Raw genomic sequence first — 20888 nt, forward strand, 5'->3', positions numbered from 1 at the left:
CTCATGTCGTCCTCCAAGCTTAAGGTCGTATTAACCAGACGCCTGCCGGACGCGGTCGAGACGCGAATGCGCGAGCTTTTCGACGCCGAGCTGAATCTCAAGGACCGTCCGATGGACCGGGCGGCGCTGGAGGCGGCGGTGCAGAGGGCCGACGTCCTGGTCCCGACCATCACCGACGAGATCGACGCCGCCCTGATCAACGGGGCCGGCGACCAGCTGAAGATGATCGCCAATTTCGGCGCCGGGGTGGACCATATCGATATCGACGCCGCCGTGGCGCGCGGGATCATCGTCACCAACACCCCCGGCGTGCTGACCGAGGACACCGCCGACCTGGCCATGAGCCTGATCCTGGCCGTCAGCCGCCGCATCGTCGAAGGCGCGCAGGTCGTCGCGGAAGGCAAGTTCGAGGGCTGGACCCCGACCTGGATGTGCGGCCGCAAACTGTGGGGCAAGCGCCTCGGCATCGTCGGCATGGGCCGGATCGGCCAGGCCCTGGCGCGCCGGGCCAAGGCCTTCGGCATGCAGGTCCACTATCATAACCGCAAGGCTGTCAGCCCCCGCATCGAGGAAGAGCTGGGGGCGACCTGGTGGGATGATCTGGACGAGATGATCGCCCGTATGGACGTCATCTCCCTCAACTGCCCGGCGACGAAGGACACCCATCACCTGCTGTCAGCCGAACGGCTGGCGCGGCTGCAACCGCACGCCATCCTGATCAATACCGCCCGCGGCGAACTAATCGACGAGGCGGCCCTGGCCGATGCGGTGGCGCGGCGCAGCCTCTATGGCGTCGGTCTGGACGTGTTCGAGAACGAACCGGCCATCCATCCCGGCCTGATCGGCAATCCTCATGTCGTCCTCTTGCCCCACCTCGGCTCGGCGACCCTGGAGGCGCGTCAGGATATGGGCGACCGGGTGATCCTGAACGTCATGACCTATCAGAACGGCCATCGCCCGCCGGACCGCGTCATCCCGGCCATGCTCTGAGGATGGCGATCGAGGTCCTTCGCGCCGACTATGCCGATCCGGTCCATGCGGCGGCGGTCGTGGATCTTCTGGACGCCTATGCCCGGGACCCGATGGGCGGGAATCATCCATTGAGCTTGGCCGTGCGCGAGGGGTTGATCCCGGCGCTTTCGGCGCGTCCGGACGCCCTTTCGGTGCTGGCCTTCGTCGACGGCGCCCCGGCGGGGCTGGTCAATGTCTTCGAGGGCTTCTCCACCTTCAAATGCGCGCCCCTGTTCAACATCCATGACGTCGCGGTTCTGCCGGAATACCGGGGCCTGGGCCTCGCGCGGCGCATGCTGGCGCTGGTCGAAGCGATCGCGGTCGAGCGTGGCTGCTGCAAGCTGACGCTGGAGGTTCTGGAGGGCAATCATCCCGCCAGGGCGCTCTATCTGTCGCTCGGTTTCGCCGGCTATGCGCTCGACCCGGAGATGGGCCAGGCGCAGTTCTGGGAAAAGCCGCTTCAGCGGTGAGGCGAACAGACCGGGCAGTGGGGGTCAGCGGCGATCCTCACGGTTCGGGCCGTGGCGTTCAGTCCGTCATAGAGCATCAGTCGGCCGGTCAGGGGCTCTCCGGCGCCGGTGATCCGCTTGATCGCCTCGAGAGCGGCCATGGCGCCGATGAGCCCGGCCAGAGCCCCGACCACGCCGACGCGGGCGCAGGTCTCGGCGTCCGGCGGCGTCTCGGGGACAAGGCATTGATAGCAGGGTCGACCCTCGAAAATCGCGACCTGTCCGTCCCAGCGCCCAAGCGCGCCCGAGACCAGCGGAATCCTGGCCGCGACGCAGGCCGCATTGACGGCGAACCGGGTCGGGAAGTCGTCGGTCCCGTCCAGAACCAGATCATAGTCGGCGATCAGGCGCGCGGCCGTCCCGGCGGTCAGCATCTCGGCGTGGGTGCGGACCGTGATGTGCGGATTGATCCCGGTCAGCCGTTCGGCGGCGGCCTCGACCTTGGGGCGGCCGACGTCGGCGGTGGCGAACTGGATCTGACGCTGCAGGTTGGACAGGGAGACGCTGTCGGCGTCGACGATGCCGATCGTCCCCACCCCCGCCGCCGCGAGATAGAGGGCGGCCGGTCCGCCGACGCCCCCGGCGCCGACGATCAGCACCCGGGCGCGGGCGAGCCTTTGCTGCCCCGGCCCCCCGACCTCGGAGAGGATCAGGTGGCGGGCGTACCGCTCGACTTCATTATCGGAAAATTGGGCCACGGCCGACATCTAGGCGTCGCCGCACGGATTGTCAGGCTTCAGGCCGCGAGATCGAGGGTTTCGGCGGCCGTCGTGAACAGGGTCTCGACCTGGGGCAGGGACAGGCAGTCCAGCGGGCGGTCGCCGATCATGGCCGCGACCTTGCCGTCGACCGGAACGCGGGCCATCGGATAGACGCCGACCGGGTCGCCGATAACGTTCTCATCGACCAGCATGCGAATATTCTCATGGCGCGGATCGGCCCGCAGCCGGGTCAGCAGACGGTCCAGATCGGTGCGCGAGCCCTCGATCAGCTGCATGAACTGGCCGCGGTGGAAGATCAGCAGGCCGCGCAGTTCGTCGCGGCGGTTGTTGATGTCCGAGGCCCCCAGAATCTGGGCGATCGACAGGATCGAGCTGCCGGCGGTGCCGACGGCGTCACTGACATAGATCGCGCGCTGCAACACGGCGAGGCCTTTCGTCTGGGGTGCGGGGGGAGCCGCGCGGGGGAACGCGGCAAGGACGCTTGGGGACGCTATCGGGGACGCTACGGCACTACAAGCTTGACTGATACCGGTGACATGGGTCGAAAATATGACTGAACGGCGTTCAGGTTGGAATCTTATGCCCAAGCTTGATGGATCGACCCCGCGACGCCATCTGATGTCCATGAACGATTTCAACGCGCACTCGTCCGAAAACACCGGTCCCGGCTGGCACGGCACCACCATTCTCGCGGTCCGGAAGGACGGCAAAACCGTCATCGCCGGCGACGGCCAGGTCTCTATGGGCCCGACCATCGTCAAGGGCGCGGCGAGGAAGGTCCGGGTTCTGGCGGGCGGCAAGGTGCTGGCGGGGTTCGCCGGCGCCACGGCTGACGCCTTCACCCTGATCGAGCGGCTGGAGGCCAAGCTGGAGCAGTATCCGGACCAGCTGGCCCGGGCCTGTGTTGACCTCGCCAAGGACTGGCGTACCGACCGCTATCTGCGTCGGCTGGAGGCCATGCTGCTGGTGGCGGACGCCCACTCCATCTTCACCGTTACCGGCGTCGGCGACGTGCTGGAGCCGGAACATGGCGTCGCGGCGGTCGGTTCAGGCGGCAACTACGCCCTGTCGGCGGCCCTCGCCCTGCTGGAGAACTCCGACCTCGACGCCGAGGCCATCGCGCGCAAATCCATGGCCATCGCGGCCAGCATCTGCGTCTACACCAACGGCAATCTGACGGTCGAAACCTTACCCTAGGAGCGCGCTAACGCTCGACGCGCGGCGTCTCGCTGCTCGAGCGCGTCGTTGTTGAGATCCGATTTGACGTCAGGCGCCGCCGAAATCGAGGTCTTTGCGCGCCGCGATGATGGTCACGATGAACCCGGCTAGGACGTCCAGCATGACCATGGTCAGGATCAGGAAGAAGGTCGAGGTCGCAAAGCCGCGGATCAGCAGGAACTCGACCAGGCAGACTACGAAGACGATCAGCGACAGGGCGTGATTGACGATCGCCACCTTCTGGCTGGAGGTCGACTTGAGCAGCTCGAAGAACAGCAGGATCAGCGACAGGAACAGGATCATGTCGCCCACGCCGACGTTCCAGTTGGCGCCCGAGGTCATCGGCACCGAGAACAGCGGATCGCGCAGGATGGCGTCCGCCTCGGCCATGCCGCCCCCGCCCGTGGCCCCGAACAGGATGACGATGTTGTAGAGCACCACCGGGATCAGCAGCAGGGGCAGGGCGATCAGCATGACAGCGGTCCTCGCGAGCGAAGGCCGCTCTAACGGCCGCGCTTCTTAACGATACATATCCCGGAACGCTCCATACCGCCACGCCTGCTCGCCCGAGGGGCGAGCAGGCCTTCTTTTTGGCCTATCGCGCTTCGCGCTACTTGAGGCCGGGCTCGCCCTTCGCGCTCAAGCAGCGAGCCCCGGACCTGATCCGGGGCGAGCGTTAGCGCACTAGAATTCACTCACCGGCCCCGGCTGGCGGCTGCGGGTCTTCAGCCACATCACGCCCAGCAGATCCGAGAAGGAGGCCACCAGCCGGCCCCAGTTGGTGTATTTCGACTGCCCGGTCTCGCGGTGGCGGTGGTCGACGTCGAGGTAGCGGTTCTCGAACCCCTCGCGGATCATCAGGGCCGGCAGATAGCGGTGGATGTGATCGAAATAGGGAAGGCGCAGGAAGAGGTCGCGACGGAAGGCCTTGAGGCCGCAGCCCGTATCGTCGGCGTCGTCGTTCAGAAGCTTCTTGCGGATGCGGTTGGCCCACAGCGAGGCCTGACGCTTGGCTCCCGAATCCTGACGCCGGGCGCGCACCCCGCCGACCAGTCCGACATTGGCGGGCGCGGCCATCAGGGCGTCGGCCAGACGCGGCGCGTCGTGCGGCGGGTTCTGGCCGTCGCCGTCCAGGGTCACCACGATCGGCGCCCGCGCCGCGAGCACACCCGTGCGCACCGCCCGGCTCTGGCCGGCGTTGGTCGCATGGGCCAGGACCCGAAGCGTCGGCATCTCGGGCATCAGGGCGCGCAGTTCGGACAGGGTCGTGTCGCGGCTCGCGTCGTCGACGAAGATCATCTCATAGGATCGGCCCTGAAAGGCGGCGGCGATGTCCCGGGCCAGCTGTCCGGCGGCCCCGGCCTCGTCGTGCACGGGAACGACGACGGAAACCTCTGGGGAAACATCGGGGGTCTGGGTAGCGCTCATCACCGCTGTTTAGCCGAGCCCGCCGTCGCACGCGAGAGGGCGACATCCTGACGGTTTTGGTCGGCGCGGGCCTGTGCCATGGTGCAGGCAACACACAAGAAACGGCCAGACGATTTTCCCCGGGAAGGAAACCGCAATGCGCTCGAATCGCCGCCACTTCATCACCACCGCCGGGCTCGGCGCATTTTGCGCCACAATGATACCGGTTACCTTGGCCGCTCCTCCAGCCTTGGCGCAGTCTGCGGCGCGCGCCGGAACGGGCCTCTCGACCCCGCCGCCGGCGCTCCCCGCCCATTCCCACCGGGCCGACAACGGGGTGCGGTTGAACCCGCGCGACTTCGGGGCCCGGGGCGATGGAACCACCAGGGACACGGTCGCCGTCCAGACGGTGCTGGACCGTTGCGCCGTGCTCGGCGGCGGCGAGGTGGTGGTTCCGGCCGGCACCTATGTCGTCGGCGCGATCCGGATCGGCTCCAACACCACGCTGCGGCTCGAAGAAGGGGCGACCCTGCTGGGCTCGCCGGACGTCGCCGACTATCCGATCACCCAGGTGCGCTGGGAGGGGCGCTGGATCCCCGGCTATATCGGCCTGGTCTGGGCCCAGGACGCCCGCAACATCACCATCGCGGGCAAGGGGAAAATCCTCGGCAACACCGCCATCCCGGGCCGTGTCGACCGCGCCTCGGGCCTGCGCCATCCGGCCCTGATCGAGCTGGTCAACTGCCAGAACATCCTGATCACCGAGGTCTACACCGAGCAGAACGATATGTGGTCGATCCACCCGGTCTATTGCGACGACCTGACCTTCAGGGCGGTGACGGTGAAGGGCGGCGCCGACGGCATCGACGTCGATTCCTGCCGCCGGGTCCTGATCGACCACTGCGATTTCGACACGACCGACGACTGCATCTCGCTGAAGTCCGGGCGTGGCATGGAGGGCAATGTCATCGCTCGCCCGACCGAGGATGTGACCATTCTCGACTGCAGCTTCCGCGACAAACACTGGGCCTGCATCGGCATCGGGTCGGAGACGTCCGGCGGGGTTCGTCGGGTCCTGGTCGAGCGCTGCCAGTGCCTGGCCGCCCGAACCTTCGCCATCTACATCAAGACCCGCCCGGGCCGGGGCGCCTTCATCGAGGACATCGTCATGCGCGACCTCGATGTCTCGGGGGCGGGCTACGGCTTCCTGCGCCTGAACATCCTCGACAGCGGCAAGCAGGACCAGTTCCCGGTCGGCGGGCCTGACGGGATCCCGACGGTGCGCAACTTCGCCTTCGAGCGGATCAAGGTGACCGAGGTCCCGGTGCTGGTCGAGGCGGTGCTGATCCACCCTGACAAGCCGCTGGACGGCTTCGTGCTCAAGGACATCACCGGGACCAGCGGCCGCGGCATGACCCTGGCCAATATGAAGAACGTCTCCATCGAGAATGTGCGGGTGAATGTCTTCTCGGGGCCGCTTCTGGCCATGGACAATGTCACGGGCCGCGGACTGGAGAACGCCCAGCCCCTGATCCCGACAGCACGGCCCGCTGCGGTCGAGGGCGTGCCGGGCTACCACCTCGGCATGACCTCCGGCGCGCCGAACTGAACAGGCTTTCGGCCGTCGGGTGAAGAGAGGGGCCTGACACGGACGCCCGAACCCGTGCTACGACACAGGCATGACGCGCCCGAACCTGGATCGCCATATCGCCGGCTGGCGCGGACCCGTGCTGGCGGCCCTGCTGGCCCTGATCGCGGGCCTGCCCGGTCTGCTGCTCCTGCCGCCGCTGGACCGCGACGAGAGCCGCTACGCCCAGGCCACCTCCCAGATGCTGGAGAGCGGCGACTATGTCGACATCCGCTTCCAGGATGAACCGCGCTGGAAGAAGCCGGTCGGCATCTACTGGATGCAGGCGGCCGCCGTGGGGCTGACCTCCAGCGTCGAGAACCGCGACATCGCTCCCTATCGCCTGCCGTCCCTGCTGGCCTCGATGATCGCCGCCTTCGCCGTCGCCTGGGCGGGCGCAGCCCTGCTGGGGCAGCGGGCGGGCTTTCTGGCCGGCGCCATCCTCGGGACCACACTGCTGCTCTCGACCGAAGCCGGGATCGCCAAGACCGACGCCATGCTCTGCGCCTGCGTCACCGTGGCCATGGCCGGGCTGGCGCGAATCTACCTCGCGACACGGGCGGGCGAGGATCCGAAGCGACCGCACAAATTCCTGTTCTGGCTGGGGCTGGGTCTGTCGATCCTGATCAAGGGGCCGATCGGCCTGATCGTGGTCGGCCCGGCCATGATCGCCCTGTCGGTCTGGGATCGCGACATCAAGTGGATGAAGCGACTGGGCTGGGGCTGGGGCCTGCCTCTGGTGGCCCTGCTGGTCGGGCCGTGGGCCATCGCCATCACCATCGCCACCGACGGCGGCTTCTGGCGCGAGGCCGTGGGTCACGATCTGGGTGGCAAGATCACCGGCGCGGCCGAGAGCCATGGCGGCTTCCCCGGCATGTATCTGGCGCTGTCCCCGCTGCTGCTGTTCCCGGCGACCCTGCTGTGGCCCGCGGCCCTGTCGACCGCGTGGAGCCGTCGGGCCGAGCCTGCGGTGCGCTTCATGGTCTGCTGGCTTGTTCCGGCCTGGCTGATCTTCGAGGCCGCCCCGACCAAGCTATGGCACTACACCCTGCCGACATTCGGGGCGATCGCCCTGCTGATGGCCGCCGCCCTGACCCAGCCGATCGGCACGATCAGCCGTCGTGTCGGCGCCGGCCTGTCGGTCTTCGCGGCTGTGCTGATCTGCGCCGTCACGGTCTACGGCCTGACCGCCTTCGGCACTTCGACGGCCCAGACCTGGGCGGCCATCACCATCCTCTGCGCGGCGGTGGCCGGGGTCGGCGGGGCCTTCATCCTGCTGAACCGGGCGGCGGTCTCGGCCCTGCTGTTCGCCATGGCCTTCGGGGTGACGGCTCATGCGGCCCTGGCCGGGACCCTGCGCCAGCTGCGCCCCCTGTCGGTCGCGCCCATGCTGGTCGAGACGATGGAGAAGGCAGGCATCGCCCCCGACCAGGGGCTTATTCCCGGCCCGGTGGCCATCACCACCTTCCACGAGCCCAGCTTCGTCTTCCTGACCGGCAAGGACACCGAACTGACCGATGCGGCCGGCGCCGCCAGGGCCCTGGCCGAAGGGCGTCCGGCTATCGTCGAGGCGCATGACGCCGAGGCCTTCCGTCAGGCTCTGGCCCAGACCGGCGCCTCCGGCCGGGCCGTCGGCACAGTGCGGGGCCACAACTACTCCAGTGGCGACGACGTCGCCCTGACCGTCTATGCGCCGACGGGCGCGCCTGCCGCGCCGAGCGCTCCCGCCGAAGGCGACGCGCCGTGAGCCAGTCCGGGAAACGGGCGATCCAGATCGTCGAAGTCGGTCCGCGCGACGGGCTGCAGAACGAAAAGGCCATCCTCGAACCTGCCGTCCGCGCCGAGCTGGTGCGCCGGCTGGAAACGGCGGGGGCGAAACGGATCGAGGCCGTCAGCTTCGTCCATCCCAAATATGTGCCCCAGATGGCCGGGGCCGAAGAGGTGATGGCCGCGCTCCCGAAAGCGGCGGGCCGCAGCCGCATCGGCCTGGTGCTCAACGGCAAGGGCTATGACCGGGCGCTCGGGACGGCGGTCGACGAGGTCAATGTGGCCATGAGCGTCACCGACGGCTTCGGCCTGAAGAACCAGGGCCTGTCGGTCGTCCAGCAGGTCGAGATGCTGGCTGCGATCATCGCCGGTCGGGCCAATGCGGAAGGCGAGCCGGGGGCGACGCCGTCCCTGTCGGCCACCATCAGCTGCGTCTGGGGCTGCCCGTTCGATGGTGAAGTCTCCGAAAATCAGGTCGAGGATCTGGTCGACCGGATCGCGGCTCTGGGCGTCGACGAGATCGCCCTCGCCGACACCATCGGCGTCGGCGATCCCTGGAGCGTGACGAAGAAGGTCGAGGCGGCCCGCCGCGCGGCCCCCGACGCCACCCTGCGCCTGCATTTCCACGACACGCGCAACACCGGCCTGGCCAACGCCTATGCGGGCGTGGAAGCTGGGATCAACGTCCTCGACGCCTCGGTCGGCGGCATCGGCGGCTGTCCGTTCGCGCCCGGCGCCACGGGAAACATCGCCACCGAGGACCTGGTCTATATGCTGGAGCGGGCCGGCTATTCGACCGGCTATGACCTCGACGGCCTGATCGAAACGGCGAAATGGATCGGCGAGAAGATCGGCCGTCCGGCGCCCAGCGCCCTCAGCCGCGCGGGCGGCTGGCCGAAGGGCTGATCAGAGCTCCACGCCCCGGAACGGATTGCCCTGATGCACCTCCAGCCCCTCGGGCAGGGGGACCCAGGCCGGGCGGCGGGCATTGAAGATGGCGACCGTGGGTTTGAAGCTCGAAGGGTCGTCCAGCGACCCGGCATAGACGGTGTAGCTGTCGCTGATCCCGACCTCCCCGCCGAAGACCAGACCGCCGCAGGTCGGGCACATGTTGCGCGTCGCCGGCCCGCCGTGGGCGCCGGTCGAGGTGTGGGACTGCACCGGCCCGATCAGCCGCACTCCCGCCGCCGCCAGCCCCAGAAACGGAATGAAGCCCGAGCCCGAGGCCTTCCTGCAGTCGATGCAGAAGCAGTAGCCGGCATAGAGGGGCTCGCCCTCCGCCTCGTAACGCAGTGCCCCGCAGAGGCAGCCGCCGGTGTGTCTGACGGGATGGGTCATGCGGCGACGCTAGGCCCGTGACGGGAGGCGGGCAATATCCTCACCAGCGATCCTCCCCCGATGGGGGAGGGGGACCGCGAAGCGGTGGAGGGGGCTGACCTCAAATGCGGTGTTTGGCGCTGGCCCCCTCCGTCTTCTCGCAAGGGCTCGGAGCCACCTCCCCCGATGGGGGAGGACCGACCAATCAGAGGTTCAGCAGCGCCGGATCCCCGCCTTGCGCCGAGATGTTGTTCGAGATCGCTTTTTCCGAGGCGAAACGGATCAGGCTGTTGGGGCCGCCGGCCTTGGGGCCGGTGCCGCTGAGTCCCTCGCCGCCGAACGGCTGGACGCCGACGACCGCCCCGGTGATCGAGCGGTTGATGTAGACGTTGCCGGCCGGGACCAGACGCACGACCTCCTCGGCGAAGGCCTCGATGCGCGAATGGACGCCCAGCGTCAGGCCATAGCCGCGCGCGGCCAGCTTGCCGGCGACGGTCTTCAGGTCCTTCGGATCATAGCGATAGACGTGCAGGACGGGTCCGAAGACCTCGCGTTCGAGGAAGTCGGCGGTCGGGATCTCGGCGATGGTCGGGGCGAACAGGTCGCCCTTCGACGCGCCTTCCGGCAGGGCCGCACGGGCGAGGATCTTGGCCTCCTTCGACAGCCACTCGACATGGGCCTCCAGCGCCTTGTGGCTCTCGGCGTCGATGACCGGGCCGATGTCGGTGGCCGGGTCGGTCGGGTCGGCGACGACCTGGGCGGCCAGAGCGCCCTTCAGCCCCTCGATCAGGCTGTCGGCCGAATCCTTCGGCGCATAGAGGATGCGCAGGGCCGAGCAGCGCTGGCCGGCCGACCCGAAGGCCGACAGGATCACATCGTCGATGACCTGTTCGCGCAGGGCGGTGGTGTCGACGAACATGGCGTTCAGGCCGCCGGTCTCGGCGATGAAGGGGATGATGGCGCCGGGGCGGGCCGCCAGCGAGCGGTTGATGGCCGAGGCCGTGTCCGTGCCGCCGGTGAAGGCCACGCCGTCGATGCCCGGATGCGAAACGAGTTTCGCGCCGACCGTCTCGCCGCGACCGGGAACGAGGGCCAGCAGGTCGGGGTTCAGACCGGCCTTGTGATAGAGGCGCACGGCCTCGGCGGCGATCAGGGGCGTCTGTTCGGCGGGCTTGGCCAGCACGGCATTGCCCGCGGCCAGCGCAGCCGCGACCTGACCGGTGAAGATGGCCAGGGGGAAGTTCCACGGGCTGATGCAGGCGAAGACGCCGCGACCGTGCAGGATCAGCTGGTTCACCTCGCCGACCGGACCCTTCAGGGTCTCGGCGCCGCCGAAGTCACGCTCGGCCAGCATCGCATAGTAGCGCAGGAAGTCGGCGGCCTCGCGCACCTCGGCGACGCCGTCATTCAGCGTCTTGCCGGCTTCACGCGACAGCAGGGCCACGAGCCGGTCCATGTCGGCCTCCAGCGCGTCGGCCATGGCGCGCAAGGTTATGGCGCGCTTGGCCCCGCCCTGACGGTCCCAGCCGATCTGGGCGCGGGCGGCGAGGTCGGCGGCGGTGTCGATGTCGGCTTCCGAGGCTTCGGAGACATGGCCCAGAACCTGCGAGCGGTCGAAGGGATTGGTCACGTTCGTCGGGTTGATCCCGGCCTTCAGCTTGCCGCCGATCAGCGGGCCGGAGGTCAGTTTCTCGGAATCGACCTTCTCCAAGGCGGCGGCGTGCTGCGCACGGACGTCGGCCTGCGAATAGTCGCGCCCGAGGGAGTTCTGGCGGTCCATGTACATCTCCTGGGGCGTGGGGATCTTGGCGTGGCGGTCGGGGTGTTGTTCGACCGAGGTGACGGGGTCGGCGGCGACGGCGGAGGCCGGCACCCGCTCATCCAGCAGGGCGTGGACGAAGGAGGAGTTGGCGCCGTTCTCCAGCAGGCGGCGCACCAGATAGGGCAGCAGGTCCTCATGCCCGCCGACGGGGGCATAGGCGCGCACGGTCACGGCGCCGAACAGGTCGGTCGCGGCGTCATAGAGGGCCTCGCCCATGCCGTGCAGGCGCTGGAACTCGATCTTGACCTCGCTCGCCGTCGCCATCCGGTGCACGGCCGCCAGCGAATGGGCGTTGTGGGTCGCGAACTGGGAATAGAGGTGCGGCGCCGCGTCGATCATGGCGCGGGCGCAGACGAGGTAGTTCAGGTCGGTCGCGGCCTTGGTCGTGAAGACCGGATAGTCGGTGCGGCCGAAGACCTGGGCGCGCTTGATCTCGGTGTCCCAGTAGGCGCCCTTGACCAGACGGACCATCAGGCGTCGGCCGGAGGTCTTGGCCAGTTCGGCGATGCGGGCGATCGCCTCGGGTCCACGCTTTTGATAGGCCTGAACGGCGAGGCCGAGGCCGGTCCACGATCCCAGCTCCGGCTCATTGGCCAGCCGGTCCAGCAGCTTCAGCGACAGGGCCAGGCGGTCCGCCTCTTCCGCATCCATGGTGAAGTTGATGTCGTACGACGCCGCGATCAGGGCCAGCCGCTTGATGCGCGGATAGAGCTCGGACCAGACCCGATCTTCATGCGTCGCCTCATAGCGGGGCGACAGGGCCGAGAGCTTGACCGAGACACCGTGGCCGACCTCGGGGCCCTGACCCTTGGCGGTCTTGCCCACGGCGGTGATGGCGTCGGCGTAGATGCGCTCATAGCGTTCGGCGTCGGCGGCGGTGCGGGCGCCCTCGCCCAGCATGTCGAACGAGCAGAGCCAGCCTTCCTTGTTGGACCGCTTCAGCGCCGCCTCGATGGTGCGGCCGACCACGAACTGCTCGCCCATGATGCGCACGGCGGCGGCGACGGCCTGACGGATGACAGGCTCGCCCAGACGGCCTGCGACGCGCTTCAGGAAGCCCGGGAGGTCGGTCTTGGCCTCCTCGTCGGCGTCGACCAGCTTGCCGGTCAGCATCAGGCCCCAGGTCGAGGCGTTGACGAACAGGCTGTCGGACTGACCAAGGTGCGAGGCCCAGTCGGCCGAACCGATCTTCTCGGCGATCAGCCGATCGCGGGTGTCTTCATCCGGGGTGCGCAGCAGGGCCTCGGCCAGACACATCAGGGCCAGACCCTCGCGGGTGCCCAGCGAGAACTCCTGCAGGAAGCTTTCGACGACCCCCTGCTTCTTCTGGCTCTGACGGGCGTGTTCGACCAGGGCGGTGGCCTCGTCCACGACGGCGCGGCGTCCGGCGGCGTCCAGCGGGACGCGGGCGAGGTTGGCGGCGACGGCCTCACGCTCGTCGGCGAACTTGCCGTGGTCCAGCGTGTCCCAGTGGGCGTAGGCGGTCGGGGAGAAGGGGGCGGTCATGCGTCGTCCTCTCGGCCTTCCGGCCCGTGTCGCGTTGCATATATGGCCGACCTGACCGAATGTGCATCGTATGATCGACGCTCAAGGCGATGATCGTTCGGAGAAAGCTGCCTTTGGCCGTTGAAAATCTGGATCCTGTCGACCGCCGCCTGCTCAAGGCCCTGCAGGAGGACGGTCGTATCTCCAACGCGGAACTGGCGCGCCGGTGCAATCTGTCGCCCGCGGCCTGTTTCGAGCGGGTGAGGCGGCTGCGCGAGAAGGGGGTGATCACCGGCTATGCGGCCCTGATCGACCCGGCCAAGGTCGGGCGCGGCCTGATGATCTTCGTCGAGGTCCTGCTGGACCGCACGACCGGCGATCAGTTCGAGGCCTTCGCCGAAATGGTGCGCCGCCAGCCTGAGGTGCTGGAGTGCCATATGGTCGCCGGCGGCTTCGACTATCTGATCAAGGCCCGGGTCGGGGACATGGACGCCTATCGCGCCTTCCTCGGCGATGTGCTGACGCGGATGCCGGGCGTGCGCGAGACCCGCACCTACGCCGTTCTCGAAGAGGTGAAATCGACGACGGCCTTGCCGTTGTAGAGCGACGATGCTCTCTGGCTCTGCGAGGGGTGGAAAATGAGATCAGTGCTGACTGCAGCGGCTATCTTCGCCCTGGCCGGGTGCGCGCCCCGAACTGATGGGGCCACCGCTGAACCTCCTGTCCTGTTCACGGGCGATCTGGTCGCGATCGACGCAAGGCCGATGACCCACCTGGGGGTGCGTCTTCAGCTGAGGGGGGCGATCGCAACCGGAAAACCGACCGCCTACCGGATCGAGACCGGCTGCCGTCTGAGCGGGATCGCGGACGGCAGGGGCGGCTTCACGGGTGGCGAAACCCTGTCTCCCTGCACCGAGGTCGAGGTCGCCGCCATTCAGGAGCTCAGCGGGATTCTGCAAGGCCCCATAAGCCTGCAGTGGCAGGATGGACCGTTTGCGGAACTGCGATCCGCCCACGGCGTCGTGCGTTTTCAGGCGTCGAGCTGACCGTTCTCGAAGAGGTGAAATCCACGACGGCGCTTCCCCTCTAAACGCGTCTCGCAATCGTCGCCGTGACCCGCTATGGCTTCCTGCTCGACAACGGCGGGAGCCACTCGGCCCACATGCGTATCGTTCTGGCCACCGACGCCTGGGAGCCCCAGGTCAACGGCGTCGTCCGCACCCTGACCCGCACGGTCGCGGAATGCCGCGCCATGGGCCATGAGGTCGAGGTCATCGAGCCCAGCCAGTTCAAGACCATTCCCTGCCCGACCTATCCGGAAATCCGGCTGGCCCTGGGCGCCGAGGAAGAGATTCGCGAACGCCTGCGCGCCTTCGAGCCCGAGGCCGTCCACATCGCCACCGAAGGCCCCATCGGCATCGCCATGCGGCGCATCTGCGTGGAGTGGAAGCTGCCCTTCACGACCAGCTATCACACCAAATTCCCCGAGTATGTCTCGGCCCGGTTCCCGATCCCGGTCCAGGTCGGCTATGCCTATATGAAGTGGTTCCACAAGCCGTCGGGACGGCTGATGGTCGCCACCCCGACCCTGCGCGACGAGCTGCAGGCGCACGGCTTCAAGAACGTCTCGCCCTGGACGCGCGGCGTCGACACCGAACAGTTCAATCCCGACCTCGAGCGCATCTTCGATGAGCTCGGCGGCAAGGACTGGCCGCGCCCCTTCTGGCTCAACGTCGGCCGTGTCGCCGTCGAGAAGAACATCGAGGCCTTCCTCGAGACCGACCTGCCGGGCACCAAGATCGTGGTCGGCGACGGCCCGGCCCGCGCCGATCTGGAAGAGCGCTATCCCAACGCCAAATTCCTCGGCGCCCGCTTCGGCCAGGAACTGGCGCGGTGCTTCCGCGACGCCGACGTCTTCGTCTTCCCCAGCTGGACCGACACCTTCGGTCTGGTGATCCTGGAGGCCATGGCGGCGGGCACCCCGGTCGCGGCCTATCCGGCCCACGGCCCCATCGACATCATTCCGGGCTCCAACGCCGGCGCCATCGACGAGGACCTGAAGGCGGCCTGTCTGAAGGCGCTGGAATGCGACCGGAAGGCTGTTCGGGCCTATGCCGAGAAATTCAGCTGGCGCGCCTCGGCCGAGCAGTTCGTCGAGAACCTCGAACCCTATCCCGATCCCGAGCGCGGCCGCTTCTGGCGGCGTCTGCGGCGCATCGCCCGCGTGCGGAGACGGGCGGCCGCCTGAAGCCGACGCCCTGCCGGACCAGCGCCGTATACGGATCGTTATCCGGGGAGCGGCCGCGCTTCGGACCTGACACCGGTTGCCATCGGGAATGCCCACAGGGTTCTGAGAAGTCAGGCGAAAAATAGAGGAACGCGGTTCGCCGAGTTTACACTCTGTGAACCAAAACGGGCGTGTACTCCCTGCGGGGAAAACGCTCATGACGTCCGACTGGACCGACGACATCTCGGCAGCGATGGAGGCGCGCTCGCGGCAGTGGCGCCTGCGCGTCGCTATCGCCGGTCTGATCGCCCTGGTCTTCCATTCCTTCACCGGCCTGGGCTTCGCCTTCGGCTGGTTCGGCGTCTATGCCGCCCTTCAGTGGATCGAGCACGATTTCGGCCCCCGCGGCGCCTGGATCATGCGGCTGAACCGGCTCGACTGGGCGCGCGCCAGCGTCGGCATGGTGCTGATCAACAACGCCGCCTTCACCGCCATCGGTCTGGCCGAGCTGCAGAGCGGTTCAGGCATCGCCATCTCCTGTTCGGCCATGCTGTTCGGCGGGTCGATCCTGAACGGAATCATGGTCTCGACCTCGTCGCGGCCGCTGGTTCTGGCCTCGGTCCTGCCGCACCTTCTGGCCTCGCTGGTTCTGCCCGTCGGGCTTCTGATGCGTGGAGCCCCGCCGCTCGAAGCCTTCCAGGTCTTCGTCGCCATGATGATGGTGGTGATCGCCACTCTCCTGACCTGGAAGCAGCTGGCCTCCACCATGGCCGAGGTCCATCGCGCCCAGGCCGAGGCCATCGTGGCCAACAAGGCCAAGTCCGAATTCCTCACGGTCATGAGCCATGAGATCCGCACCCCCCTGAACGGGGTTCTGGGCATGGCCCAGGCCATGGCGGCCGACACGCTTTCGGGCAGCCAGCGCGAGCGGCTGGAGGTCGTCACCCAGTCGGGCCAGGCTTTGCTGGCCATCGTCAACGACGTCCTGGACCTGGCCAAGGTCGAGGCCGGCAAGGTCGAGCTGGAGAACCGCCCCTTCGATCTGGAGGCGACGATCCGTCAGGCCGAGGCCAGTTTCGAGGCCATCGCTGTGTCCAAGGGCCTGGCCTTCACCTCCGCCGTCGAGCCCTCGGCGGCGGGCCGCTACATGGGCGATGCGCTGCGGCTGCGGCAGGTGCTGGCCAATCTGATCTCCAATGCGGTCAAGTTCACTGACGAAGGCTCCATCACCGTGGCGGCGCGGCGCGAGGCCGGCGAACTGGTGCTGGTCGTCGAGGACACCGGTCCGGGCTGCACGCCCGAACAGATGAGCCGGCTGTTCAGAAAGTTCGAACAGGCCGACGTCTCGACCACTCGCCGGTTCGGCGGCACGGGTCTGGGCCTGTCGATCTGCAGTGAACTGTCGACCCTGATGGGCGGATCCATCGTCGCCGAGGCGGTCTCCCCGCATGGCTTGCGCTTTGTCACCCGCCTGCCGCTGGAATGGCTGGGCGGGGAGGATGAGGCCGTGGCGGTTGTGTCCGCCGTCCAGGCCGAGGAAGAGGGCAGGGCCCTGCGGGTGCTCGCCGCCGAGGATCATCCGGTCAACCGTCAGGTGCTGACCGTCCTGCTCGCCCAGGCCGGAATCGTGCCGACCATCGTCGAGAACGGCGCACTGGCGGTCCAGGCCTGGCGCGAGGGCGACTGGGACCTGATCCTGATGGATGTGCAGATGCCGGTTATGGACGGGCCGTCGGCCACCGCCTGTATCCGCGCCGAGGAGTTCGCCGAGGGTCGGGATCACACGCCGATCATCGCCCTGACGGCCAATGTCATGACCCATCAGATCGAGGATTACCGCAGCATCGGCATGGACGCCGTGGTCGGAAAACCGATCCAGATCGACGAGCTGATGCGCGCCATGGCCCGGGTGCTGGAAGACAACGACGCCGACGCAGTCCGCTCCGGAACCCTGGCCGCCGCCTGATCCCGGCCTGTTGTGCCGACCCTATTTGGCGGGAGCCGCCATCGGCGTCAGGTTCGCCGCGATGGCGCGCTGGGCCTGAAGCTGGTCTTCCGGCAGCGGCACCAGACCCCGATCCTGCAGATAGCCGCCCTTTCCGGTCGCGGCGTCGGACATGAACTCCGACAGGAACTGCTGCAGCCCGGGCGTCACCCCGATGTGGGCCTTCTTGACGTAGATGTAGAGGCTGCGGGCCAGCGGATAGGTGCCGTCGGCGATGGTCTCGGCCGTGGGCGCGATGCCGTCGATGGTCTCGGCCTTCACCGTGTCGAGGTTCTGCTCAAGGAAGGAGAAGCCGAACACGCCGAGCGAGCCGGGGGTACGGGTCAGGGTCTGGACGATGGCGTTGTCGTTCTCGCCCGCGTCGATCCAGGCGCCGTCCTCGCGCAGGGTATGGGTCAGGCCCTCGAACTTCGTCTTGTCGTCCTTGAAGGCGGCGACGGCGGGGATCAGACCGCCGCCCGGCGCCATGCCCAGCTCCAGGAAGGCGTCGCGCGTGCCCGAGGTGGGCGGCGGGCCATAGACCATGATGCGCTGGTTCGGCAGGCCCGGATTGACCTGGTTCCAGGTCGTCGCCGGATTGGCCACGAAGGCTCCGCCGGATCCGGGCACCTGTTTGGCCAGACCCTCATAGAGGTCGTTCAGTTCGAAGTTGAAGCCGTTGCCGTTGCGCGCCGTGGCGATGACGATGCCGTCATAGCCGATCTTGATCTCGATGATCTCGGTGACGCCGTTCTTCTGGCACAGCTCGTACTCCGACTTCTTGAGCGGACGCGAGGCGTTGGCGATGTCCGGGGTCGAGGGGCCGACGCCCTGGCAGAAGGCCTGGATGCCGCCGCCGGTGCCCAGCGACTCGACCCGGGGTGCGGCGCCGCCGGGATTGTTGCGGCCGAAATTCTCGGCGACGCGGGTGGCGAAGGGGAAGACGGTCGAGGAGCCCGCGGCCCAGATGCCCGCGCGCTGGGCCGCGGGCGCGCCGCCGCCGCCCTGTCCGCAGGCGGCGACCGCGACGACGGTCACAGCCATCAGGGCGGCCGAGGCGGCCAGTTGATTGCGGGTCATCAGACGCTCTCCGAACGGACGTTTCCGCCCGTGCTTAGAGCAGGCTTTTGTGACGGTACGGCTACCATCCCGGCGAGGCGTTTTGTCCTGTCAGAGCAGGCGTTTGCGCATCGCCTGGGACAGCATGTCGATCAGGGTCACCGCCACGATGACGATGATGACGATGGCCGAAACCTGGTTGTAGTCGAAGGCGCCCATGCTCTCGAACAGCAGCTGGCCGATACCGCCGGCGCCGATCAGGCCCAGCACCGTCGCCGAGCGGCTGTTGGATTCGAAGCGGTACAGGGCGAACGAGGTCCACAGCGGCCCGACCTGCGGCAGGACGCCCCAGAAGATTTCGTGCAGCGGCGAGGCGCCGGTGGCGCGCACGCCCTCGACCGGCCCCTTGTCGATCGACTCGACGGCCTCGGAGAACAGCTTGGCCAGGACGCCCGCGGTGTTCAGGGCGATGGCCAGAACCCCTGCCAGCGGCCCCAGGCCCACGGCGACGATGAACAGCAGGCCGATCACCAGATCCGGGATCGAGCGCAGCAGGTTCATGAAGATGCGGATCGGCGTCACCACCCAGACCGGGGCGATGTTGCGCGCCGCGGCCAGACCCAGGGGAATGGCCAGGAAGACGGCGATGAAGGTGCCCCACAGGGCGATCTGGATGGTCTGCCACATCTGGCCGACCAGCAGCTTCCAGTTCGAGAAGTCCGGCTTGAGCAGTTCCTGGGCGAAGGTCGAGATGTCCTGGGAGTTGGTGAACACCCGCCCCAGGTTCTTGAGCTCGACGGCGTTGAAGCTGCCGATCAGGACCACGGCGATGCCGCCCCAGACCAGCAGGTCGAGCAGCCAGGCGCCCAGCGACTTGCTCGGGGCGGCCGGGACCGGCGTCGGCGTCACGGTCGCAGCGGTCAAGGCTGGACCTCGAGCTTGGTGCGCAGGGCGGCGGCCTGGGCGGTCAGGGTCTGGACCGCGGCGGCGTCGTTCTTGGCCTTGGCGTCGTTCAGCTTCTGCTCCAGCACCATCAGCCGGACCGGGTCGAGGTAGCTGTCGTCGGCGGCGCGGAACATCGAATAGTTCAGGGCCAGCAGGACGGCGCGCTGACGTTCGGCCTCGGCGCCTTCGCCCTTGCCGTAGCCGATCAGGAAGGCGCGGATCTTCTCCTTGAGCGCCGGATTCATGTCCTGACGGATCACGATGCCGGATTCCGGCAGGGGCGGCGATGTCCAGATCTCTTCCAGGGTCGCGGCGATCTGCGGGTTTTCGCGCTGGATGAAGACGGTGTTGACGCTGTTGGAGGTCGAGACGTCCAGCACGCCGCTGCCGATGGCGAAGGTGTTGTTCTGGTGGCTGGCCGACCGCACGGTCTTGAAGCACTCGGCGGGCACGATGCCGCGCGGATTGAACAGATAGGTCATCGGGGCCAGGGTCCCCGAGGTCGACTGGGCGTCGCCCAGACCGAAGTCATAGACCTTGCCGCAGGCCAGGACCTTGTCGAGCGTGATCCCCGAGCCCTTCTTGACGATCAGGCTGGAGGTGTAGGTGTCGCGGCCTTGCGGGTCGACGATGCGGGCGATGACCTCGGCGTTGGCGCGGTCAATGGCCTCCAGCTCGGGCTTGGCCGACAGCCAGGCGATCTGGGCCTGGTTGAACTGCATGGCCGTGATCGAGACATTGTAGTTGGCGGCGAAGTTCGGCTTCACCTTCACCCCGATGGCCTTGGACATGTCATCCAGCAACGGCTGCCAGATAGGGCCGGACGAGCCCTGGCCCTCGGCGGGCAGGATGGCGAAGGTGATCTCGGTCGGCATGGCGCCGGCTGCGGGCTTGTTGTCGCCGCCGCCGCAGGAGGCGAGGCTCAGGGCGACAGCGGCCGCGCCGGCGAGGCCCAGAATACGGCGGGTAAGGAGGGTGCGGCTCATGCCTTGGCTTCCCAGAACGCGTCCTCGAACTCGGGACCGTAGATGTCGATGAGGGTCTTTGTGTCCAGGCTGGTCGAGGGACCGTCGTAGACGATCTTGCCGGCCTTCAGCGCGACGACGCGCTCGCAATAGCGGATGGCGTAGTCGACCTGGTGCAGGGTGACGATGACCCCCAGGCCGTCGCGCTTGTTCAGCTCGACCAGCAGCTCCATGACCTTGCGGGCCGAGACGGGGTCCAGCGAGGCGACGGGCTCGTCGGCGAGCACGGCCTGGGCGCCCTGGACGATGGCGCGGGCGATGGCGCCGCGCTGCTGCTGGCCGCCCGACAGGGTGTTGGCGCGCTGGCCGGCGTAGTCGGCGACGCCGACGCGGTGCAGGGCCGCCATGGCCTTCTGCTTGTCCGCCCTGGGCCAGGCGCCGAGGATGCCGCGCCAGCCGGGCAGGCGGCCGAGCGCGCCGAGCATGACGTTGGAGAACAGCGACAGCCGGCCGACCAGATTGAACTGCTGGAAGATCATGCCGAGCTTGGCGCGGGCGGCCCGGATCTGGCCGGTGGTGCGGCCGTTCTTCTGCACCGTCTCGCCGAACACCTGGATCGTTCCCTTGCCGGGGTCGATGGGGTGCATGCCGGTGATGGAGCGCAGCAGGGTGGACTTGCCGGAGCCGGACGGGCCGATCAGGGCCACCATCTCTCCGGCGGCGACCTCCACCGACACGCCGTCGAGCGCCTTGCGGGCGCCGTAGGTCTTCGACACATCGCGGACGGATGCGACGGCTGGGGAGTTGGAACTCATCGGGCTCG

Annotated in this window: 20 protein-coding genes; 10 read left to right on the top strand and 10 right to left on the bottom strand. The window is 68.0% G+C overall.

Features of this window, described 5'->3' with window-relative positions:
* Positions 1-3 precede the first annotated feature (3 nt).
* Positions 4-990, top strand: coding sequence for a 2-hydroxyacid dehydrogenase (locus tag AC1ROD_RS02040; RefSeq protein ID WP_492946594.1), 987 nt, complete (start codon positions 4-6; stop codon positions 988-990).
* Between the two features lie 2 nt (positions 991-992).
* Positions 993-1481, top strand: a complete 489-nt coding sequence (locus AC1ROD_RS02045) for a GNAT family N-acetyltransferase (RefSeq protein WP_492946595.1) — start codon at positions 993-995, stop codon at positions 1479-1481.
* Here the strand turns inward: AC1ROD_RS02045 and AC1ROD_RS02050 are convergent.
* On the bottom strand, positions 1472-2227 hold the full coding sequence (locus tag AC1ROD_RS02050; RefSeq protein ID WP_492946596.1) for a HesA/MoeB/ThiF family protein: 756 nt from the start codon (positions 2225-2227) through the stop codon (positions 1472-1474). The two genes, AC1ROD_RS02045 and AC1ROD_RS02050, sit on opposite strands and share 10 nt — an antisense overlap.
* Positions 2228-2256: 29 nt before the next feature.
* A complete protein-coding gene (locus AC1ROD_RS02055; protein WP_492946597.1) occupies positions 2257-2664 on the bottom strand; it encodes a BLUF domain-containing protein in 408 nt (135 codons plus the stop codon).
* Between the two features lie 202 nt (positions 2665-2866).
* On the opposite strand from AC1ROD_RS02055, the gene hslV reads away from it, so the two are divergent.
* Positions 2867-3439 (top strand): ATP-dependent protease subunit HslV, encoded by a 573-nt coding sequence (hslV, locus tag AC1ROD_RS02060; protein WP_492946598.1) that lies wholly within the window; start codon positions 2867-2869, stop codon positions 3437-3439.
* Positions 3440-3508: 69 nt separating this feature from the next.
* On the opposite strand, the gene AC1ROD_RS02065 is transcribed toward hslV, so the two are convergent.
* Together AC1ROD_RS02065 and AC1ROD_RS02070 are read right to left on the bottom strand one after the other, a co-directional pair.
* Positions 3509-3934, bottom strand: a complete 426-nt coding sequence (locus tag AC1ROD_RS02065; protein WP_492946599.1) for a hypothetical protein — start codon at positions 3932-3934, stop codon at positions 3509-3511.
* A 210-nt stretch (positions 3935-4144) separates the two neighbouring features.
* Positions 4145-4888 carry a glycosyltransferase family 2 protein gene (locus AC1ROD_RS02070; protein ID WP_492946600.1) on the bottom strand — a complete coding sequence of 248 codons (744 nt, stop codon included), beginning with the start codon at positions 4886-4888 and terminating at the stop codon, positions 4145-4147.
* A 211-nt stretch (positions 4889-5099) separates the two neighbouring features.
* On the opposite strand from AC1ROD_RS02070, the gene AC1ROD_RS02075 reads away from it, so the two are divergent.
* The 3 genes from AC1ROD_RS02075 to AC1ROD_RS02085 all read left to right on the top strand — a co-directional run bounded on the left by AC1ROD_RS02075 (position 5100) and on the right by AC1ROD_RS02085 (position 9167).
* Positions 5100-6476 (top strand): glycoside hydrolase family 28 protein, encoded by a 1377-nt coding sequence (locus AC1ROD_RS02075; protein ID WP_492946601.1) that lies wholly within the window; start codon positions 5100-5102, stop codon positions 6474-6476.
* Positions 6477-6546: 70 nt separating this feature from the next.
* Positions 6547-8241 (top strand): ArnT family glycosyltransferase, encoded by a 1695-nt coding sequence (locus tag AC1ROD_RS02080; RefSeq protein ID WP_492946602.1) that lies wholly within the window; start codon positions 6547-6549, stop codon positions 8239-8241.
* Positions 8238-9167 carry a hydroxymethylglutaryl-CoA lyase gene (locus AC1ROD_RS02085; protein ID WP_492946603.1) on the top strand — a complete coding sequence of 310 codons (930 nt, stop codon included), beginning with the start codon at positions 8238-8240 and terminating at the stop codon, positions 9165-9167. The genes AC1ROD_RS02080 and AC1ROD_RS02085 overlap by 4 nt, the downstream gene beginning before the upstream one ends.
* Here AC1ROD_RS02085 and AC1ROD_RS02090 read toward each other — a convergent pair whose 3' ends face one another.
* Positions 9168-9599, bottom strand: coding sequence for a GFA family protein (locus AC1ROD_RS02090; protein WP_492946604.1), 432 nt, complete (start codon positions 9597-9599; stop codon positions 9168-9170).
* A 184-nt stretch (positions 9600-9783) separates the two neighbouring features.
* The gene (gene putA / locus AC1ROD_RS02095; RefSeq protein ID WP_492946605.1) at positions 9784-12906 is read right to left on the bottom strand and encodes a bifunctional proline dehydrogenase/L-glutamate gamma-semialdehyde dehydrogenase PutA; all 3123 of its coding nucleotides are present in this window, start codon (positions 12904-12906) and stop codon (positions 9784-9786) included.
* Positions 12907-13019: 113 nt separating this feature from the next.
* Between putA and AC1ROD_RS02100 the strand changes: the two genes are divergently transcribed.
* From AC1ROD_RS02100 to AC1ROD_RS02115, 4 genes are all read left to right on the top strand, one after another.
* A complete protein-coding gene (locus tag AC1ROD_RS02100; protein WP_492946606.1) occupies positions 13020-13487 on the top strand; it encodes an Lrp/AsnC ligand binding domain-containing protein in 468 nt (155 codons plus the stop codon).
* Between the two features lie 36 nt (positions 13488-13523).
* A complete protein-coding gene (locus AC1ROD_RS02105) occupies positions 13524-13931 on the top strand; it encodes a hypothetical protein (protein WP_492946607.1) in 408 nt (135 codons plus the stop codon).
* A 116-nt stretch (positions 13932-14047) separates the two neighbouring features.
* On the top strand, positions 14048-15133 hold the full coding sequence (locus tag AC1ROD_RS02110) for a glycosyltransferase family 4 protein (protein WP_492947723.1): 1086 nt from the start codon (positions 14048-14050) through the stop codon (positions 15131-15133).
* Between the two features lie 196 nt (positions 15134-15329).
* Positions 15330-17078, top strand: coding sequence for an ATP-binding protein (locus tag AC1ROD_RS02115; protein ID WP_492946608.1), 1749 nt, complete (start codon positions 15330-15332; stop codon positions 17076-17078).
* Between the two features lie 21 nt (positions 17079-17099).
* On the opposite strand, the gene AC1ROD_RS02120 is transcribed toward AC1ROD_RS02115, so the two are convergent.
* From AC1ROD_RS02120 to phnC, 4 genes are all read right to left on the bottom strand, one after another.
* Complete coding sequence (locus AC1ROD_RS02120; protein WP_492946609.1) at positions 17100-18176, bottom strand: substrate-binding domain-containing protein; 1077 nt, start codon at positions 18174-18176, stop codon at positions 17100-17102.
* A 90-nt stretch (positions 18177-18266) separates the two neighbouring features.
* Positions 18267-19079 carry a phosphonate ABC transporter, permease protein PhnE gene (gene phnE / locus AC1ROD_RS02125; protein WP_492946610.1) on the bottom strand — a complete coding sequence of 271 codons (813 nt, stop codon included), beginning with the start codon at positions 19077-19079 and terminating at the stop codon, positions 18267-18269.
* Entirely contained in the window at positions 19076-20086 is a 1011-nt protein-coding gene (gene phnD / locus AC1ROD_RS02130; protein WP_492946611.1) for a phosphate/phosphite/phosphonate ABC transporter substrate-binding protein, read from the bottom strand. The genes phnE and phnD overlap by 4 nt, the downstream gene beginning before the upstream one ends.
* Positions 20083-20880, bottom strand: a complete 798-nt coding sequence (gene phnC, locus AC1ROD_RS02135) for a phosphonate ABC transporter ATP-binding protein (protein ID WP_492946612.1) — start codon at positions 20878-20880, stop codon at positions 20083-20085. The genes phnD and phnC overlap by 4 nt, the downstream gene beginning before the upstream one ends.
* Positions 20881-20888 lie beyond the last annotated feature (8 nt).

Source organism: Brevundimonas sp. GW821-FHT12E07, assembly GCF_058807035.1.

Coding starts and splice junctions, on each gene's coding strand:
- AC1ROD_RS02040 (WP_492946594.1), top strand. CDS start 4: ATGTCGTCCTCCAAGCTTAAGGTCGTATTAACCAGACGCCTGCCGGAC.
- AC1ROD_RS02045 (WP_492946595.1), top strand. CDS start 993: ATGGCGATCGAGGTCCTTCGCGCCGACTATGCCGATCCGGTCCATGCG.
- AC1ROD_RS02050 (WP_492946596.1), bottom strand. CDS start 2,227: ATGTCGGCCGTGGCCCAATTTTCCGATAATGAAGTCGAGCGGTACGCC.
- hslV (WP_492946598.1), top strand. CDS start 2,867: ATGAACGATTTCAACGCGCACTCGTCCGAAAACACCGGTCCCGGCTGG.
- AC1ROD_RS02065 (WP_492946599.1), bottom strand. CDS start 3,934: ATGCTGATCGCCCTGCCCCTGCTGCTGATCCCGGTGGTGCTCTACAAC.
- AC1ROD_RS02070 (WP_492946600.1), bottom strand. CDS start 4,888: ATGAGCGCTACCCAGACCCCCGATGTTTCCCCAGAGGTTTCCGTCGTC.
- AC1ROD_RS02080 (WP_492946602.1), top strand. CDS start 6,547: ATGACGCGCCCGAACCTGGATCGCCATATCGCCGGCTGGCGCGGACCC.
- AC1ROD_RS02090 (WP_492946604.1), bottom strand. CDS start 9,599: ATGACCCATCCCGTCAGACACACCGGCGGCTGCCTCTGCGGGGCACTG.
- putA (WP_492946605.1), bottom strand. CDS start 12,906: ATGACCGCCCCCTTCTCCCCGACCGCCTACGCCCACTGGGACACGCTG.
- AC1ROD_RS02105 (WP_492946607.1), top strand. CDS start 13,524: ATGAGATCAGTGCTGACTGCAGCGGCTATCTTCGCCCTGGCCGGGTGC.
- AC1ROD_RS02110 (WP_492947723.1), top strand. CDS start 14,048: ATGCGTATCGTTCTGGCCACCGACGCCTGGGAGCCCCAGGTCAACGGC.
- AC1ROD_RS02115 (WP_492946608.1), top strand. CDS start 15,330: ATGACGTCCGACTGGACCGACGACATCTCGGCAGCGATGGAGGCGCGC.
- AC1ROD_RS02120 (WP_492946609.1), bottom strand. CDS start 18,176: ATGACCCGCAATCAACTGGCCGCCTCGGCCGCCCTGATGGCTGTGACC.
- phnD (WP_492946611.1), bottom strand. CDS start 20,086: ATGAGCCGCACCCTCCTTACCCGCCGTATTCTGGGCCTCGCCGGCGCG.
- phnC (WP_492946612.1), bottom strand. CDS start 20,880: ATGAGTTCCAACTCCCCAGCCGTCGCATCCGTCCGCGATGTGTCGAAG.